The sequence below is a fragment of the Sebaldella sp. S0638 genome, from assembly GCF_024158605.1.
Lineage (GTDB): Bacteria > Fusobacteriota > Fusobacteriia > Fusobacteriales > Leptotrichiaceae > Sebaldella.
Genome location: NZ_JAMZGM010000261.1, coordinates 1 through 1,122, shown reverse-complemented (window position 1 = coordinate 1,122; position 1,122 = coordinate 1). Strand labels below are relative to the sequence as shown.

Sequence of the window (1,122 nt, the reverse complement as noted above, 5' to 3'; positions counted from 1 at the left end):
GGCAAAATTTAATATTTTAGAGTATTTATTAGCAGCACGTTAAGCAAGATATATTCTTGCCTGAGTATATAACAAAATCAACACTCCTAAAAAATTGAAGTTATATACTCCGGTAACTATATATTAAGGAGGATTCATTTATGTTTAGAGTTATTATTGAAAATGTCACCATTGCTAATTTACCTGATAGAAAAACTGCTGAATATTTCGCTGAAAGGTTTGGCGGTATTGTTAAAAGAATTAGATACAAAAATTCTAAAGTTACTTATTTTCCTAAAGAAAGCAAAAACACGATATTACACGAAGAACTGGCGAAGTGATTTTTATGAATTTGTTTTATGTTGTATACGCTGACAAGGATGAGCACATTATTACTGGGATTTATGCCGATAATTACAAACATCTTCACAGCATACTTAAAAAGGAAAATAAAAATATCCAGATACTTGAATCTCATATTTTAGATTCTTTTCCGGATGAGGAGCAGATTATGATTGATTTATATTGTGAAAATCCATAAAAAATCCCTCAACTGTGCTGTCTCTTCCGGTCATGGAATTAGTTTATCAGACAGCACGGTTCAAGGATTAATTATTTCATGGAACAACTTAACATAATTGTATTGGAGGTACAAACCGAAAGTTGCTCCATGAAACAATCAATCATTTGACTGTACCACTTAACTAAAAAGATGAGTTAAAAGCAAGTGATACAGCAATAGTAGTATATCAATTTTTAAAATAAATAACAAGGAGGAAAATATATGGAAAAATTAATTCTATACATTGGTAACAGTAAAATATTTCAACTATACACAGAAAGCTTTGTATTCAATAACTGGCTTGCTATCGCTCTTATATTATTTAGTCTAACTGTAATAGCAGATTTAATAATAAATAAGTCTGAAAGTTATATTTACGACTTTTGGCAATGGATAAAACTCATGGATCAAAAGTCAGGGGTTTTATACAAAAAAAGAGACAGCAAATAAATGCTATCTCATGACTTGTAAAGCAATAATTAACAATAACATAAAATTTAAAATAAATCAAGGAGGAATAAAAATGGAAATGTGCATCAAATGTATTCATTTTAATTGGAAAAATGATGGTTATTGTCTCT

3 protein-coding genes are annotated in these 1,122 nt (G+C 29.1%); all 3 read left to right on the top strand.

Translation table 11 applies throughout. From position 1 onward, the window contains the following. Window positions 1-140 precede the first annotated feature (140 nt). The 3 genes from NK213_RS20135 to NK213_RS20125 all read left to right on the top strand — a co-directional run bounded on the left by NK213_RS20135 (window position 141) and on the right by NK213_RS20125 (window position 991). Window positions 141-320 (top strand): hypothetical protein, encoded by a 180-nt coding sequence (locus NK213_RS20135; RefSeq protein WP_253352675.1) that lies wholly within the window; start codon window positions 141-143, stop codon window positions 318-320. A gap of 5 nt (window positions 321-325) precedes the next feature. Beyond that, on the top strand, window positions 326-520 hold the full coding sequence (locus tag NK213_RS20130) for a hypothetical protein (protein ID WP_253352673.1): 195 nt from the start codon (window positions 326-328) through the stop codon (window positions 518-520). 243 nt (window positions 521-763) lie between these two features. Further along, window positions 764-991 carry a hypothetical protein gene (locus NK213_RS20125; protein WP_253352671.1) on the top strand — a complete coding sequence of 76 codons (228 nt, stop codon included), beginning with the start codon at window positions 764-766 and terminating at the stop codon, window positions 989-991. Window positions 992-1,122: the final 131 nt, after the last annotated feature.